The following is a 3,356-nucleotide window of genomic DNA, read 5'->3' as shown; positions in this document are numbered from 1 at the left end:
CAAATATTTGGAGTCCAAAAGTAAAAACGAAATATGCAAGCTTTAAAGATTGGACCAAATATGAAAATAAATTAGTGCAAGCAATAAAAGAGGGAAATAAACCGCTGCAAAAACAACTAGAGTTAGAAAATCGTGTGAAACCATATGATGAGAAACACACAGGACGAGCATATCGAAAAGTGGCTACTGTTGAGTATATTCGTAGAAAAATGAAGCACTTCTTTGATGCTTTAATTTGTGACGAAGTCCACGAATGTGTGACACGTTACCTTATAAGTGTCGCTTAATTGATACGAAATAGGTGGTCTAAGGAAATCTTAGATACAACTGATATACCGATATCGGGAATGAAAGCCGTCATGTTGAGCTGAAACCGGTAGTCTGATACTCCTACATGCAAGTATTTTGATAGAAATACAAGCATTTTGTATGGAACTAGGTAAAGTCGGCTGAATTCAACTCTGAAGCCACTCTTACAGAGAAGGTATGGTTGGAGATAGGCCGGGACGCTATAAATACCTATGATGAGAATGTTCCGTGGGGAACTGACGAAGTTCGCGAATGTACGCGCCTAGAGGATTAACGATTGGGAAACCTTTCGTACTACTTAATGTAGGGTGAGATACCGATGAGTAAGATTGTTCGTTATGAAAATCGGCATAACCAACAATGAGGTTATAAGGCTCACAGGTGTAAAGCAACCATCTAAGGGTATATGCACAGCTAGGTATATCGGAACGTGGTAAGCAACCAACTCCTAACTAAACACCTATCAGTGGGGAGGTCACTATAAGATTCTTATGAAGCGAAATGTGTTTATGGGTGTGAAAGTAGGGTCACAGTACCGTTGAAACTATGGAAACATAGTGGAGGGATAGGCCTAAGTCTAGAATTACTAATAGAAAACCGAGTTAGAGTTGTAGCTCATTTTTCGGGTAAGAAGGTGAGTTGGAAATCACTTTAAGGAGATGATTTCTACACCAATGAGCGCTATAGCAAATCGATATAAACAATACTACGAATTCAATGAGATACAAAATGATTTATTTCAAAGAAGTCGTGAAGGTACTAAAAATTTCAAAAATTTGTTAGAGATTATCATTTCCGATGAAAACATCTTGTTAGCTTATCGGCAAGTTAAATCAAATATGGGAGCAAAAACCCCAGGTACAGATGACCAAACAATTTTGGAACTTGCCAAAACGGGACAAGAAAAGTTTATTCATTATATGAGAGAACTAGTCATGAACTACACTCCAAGTTCAGTCAGACGAGTATGGATACCTAAAAATTATTCAAGCGGAAAAAGACCCTTAGGTATTCCTTGCATAAGAGACCGAATTGTACAACAGATGTTTTTGAATGTACTAGAACCAATATGTGAAGGGAAATTCTATAACCACTCGTATGGATTTAGACCAACACGTACAACAAGGCATGCGGTTGCAAGAGTTCAAACACTAGTAAATATCAATAAATATCACTATACAGTTGATATTGATATAAAAGGTTTCTTTGAGAATGTAAATCACTCCATTCTTCTCAAGCAGATATGGAACATTGGTGTAAGAGACAAAAGAGTAATTGCGGTTATTGGCAAAATGCTTAAAGCCCCGATTAAAGGAGAAGGTATACCAACAAAAGGCGTACCCCAAGGTGGGATTCTTTCACCACTGTTATCCAACATCGTTCTAAACGATTTAGATCAATGGGTATCGGACCAATGGGAGACCTTTCAAACAAAAACTCAGTATGCTCGAAACTACAATAAATATTTCTGTCTCAGAAGCGCTGGAACCAAGCTTAAAGAAGGATTTTTAGTGAGATATGCGGATGATTTTCGAATCATGACTAATAGTTACGATTCAGCAGTTAAGTGGTTTCATGCTGTGGTAGGCTTTCTGAATAACAGACTCAAGCTTGAAATTTCACCAAATAAATCAAAAATTATAAACCTAAGAAAGAAGTCATCTTCATTCCTAGGCTATAAATTCAAAGCCGCAATCAAAGGAAATAAAAGAGTTTTCTTCTCGCATATTAATGACAATAAACAAAAACAAATCATCGCTAAGTTGAAGAACAGGATACATCACATACAAAAACATCCTACAGCCGGAAACGCCAATCTTTACAACTCGGTAGTATTAGGAGTTCAAAATAACTTCCAATATGCTACCCACATTGTTCAAGATATGAGCGACATCGAATATAGGGTTTTACGAACCCTTAAAAACCGGCTTAAAGGTATAGCATGGTACGGTAAACCTACTAATCTTCCAGAAAAAGGAGCGTATCTAAAGTTTTACAAAAACACACGTAAAACTTATAGAATTGCTGGAATATATCTATTTCCAATAGGTCAAGTGAAGACGAAGAATAATTTAAATTACTCACAGGCTATCAATCCTTACACCGACGAAAAAGTATTCGATTGGGACAAAGCATTAGCTGAATTGATGAAATCCAGACTTCCTAATAGAAGTATAGAGTACATGGATAATAGATTATCTAAATACTCAGCACAAAAAGGAAGATGTAATATTACTGGAATACCTCTCAAATCTGCTGATGTTCATTGCCACCACAAAATACCTACTTCTCTTGGTGGAACAGACGAGTTTCGAAATCTCGTTATCGTTCATAAGGATATTCACAAAGCAATACATGCTACTAGGGAAGAAACCATACTAAAATATGTCAACAGATTCAATCTTCATACTAAACAAATAGAGAAACTAAACCAACTCAGGAAGCTATGTAAACTCGAAAGGATTACTATTAGATAAAATTCTAGATGGAGCGCCGTATGAGCTGAAAGGTTCACGTACGGTGTGGAGCGGGGGAAAAGGTGGAGAACACATCAAAACCTTACCTATCGCTATTAAAAAGTGAAACAGCGCAAGGAACTGCCCTAGGAAGTTTAGCAAAGGTTTGTAAGAAAGTTGTAGCTGGAACAGGTACATTATTTGGAGGTAAATCGAGCGACGTATTCTATACGTTATGGCGTTTATTCCCTCAAAAAATGGTGAAAAGTGGCTTTGAATATAGTTCTTTAATGGAATGGAATGAAACCTACGGAAACATTGAGAGAATGTATTATCACGACGGTGAGGTTACATCCAATAAAGCTTCACGCGGATCACAAGGTACATTAGATAAAACCAAGGTCGTACCTGGTATTTCGCCATATGTGTTTACCCAATTTTTAATGGATACAACCATTAATGTACGCTTAAAAGATGTTTGGCCAAATCCTGTGGAGTTAATCAATGTACCTACGATTCTTGTCGAGATGTCGGAAGAACAAAAACAGGCTTATGAGCATATGAAAGAGTCTTTTGAGAAAGCGATTGAAG

At 37.1% G+C, this 3,356-nt stretch carries 1 protein-coding gene and 2 pseudogenes; all 3 read left to right on the top strand.

The genetic code is table 11. The features are described 5' to 3' along the window. Nucleotides 1-287: pseudogene (locus CO726_RS30520) on the top strand (hypothetical protein); the annotation flags it as partial. 696 nt (nt 288-983) lie between these two features. Continuing rightward, nucleotides 984-2,786, top strand: coding sequence for a group II intron reverse transcriptase/maturase (ltrA, locus tag CO726_RS30515; protein ID WP_099686785.1), 1,803 nt, complete (start codon nt 984-986; stop codon nt 2,784-2,786). Nucleotides 2,787-2,881: 95 nt separating this feature from the next. After that, a pseudogene (locus CO726_RS30510) lies at nt 2,882-3,356 on the top strand (hypothetical protein); the annotation flags it as partial.

It is taken from the genome of Bacillus fungorum, from assembly GCF_002746455.1.
GTDB lineage: Bacteria > Bacillota > Bacilli > Bacillales > Bacillaceae_G > Bacillus_A > Bacillus_A fungorum.
The sequence above is the reverse complement of the archived record's forward strand: the minus strand, read 5'-3'. Positions and strand labels throughout refer to the sequence as shown.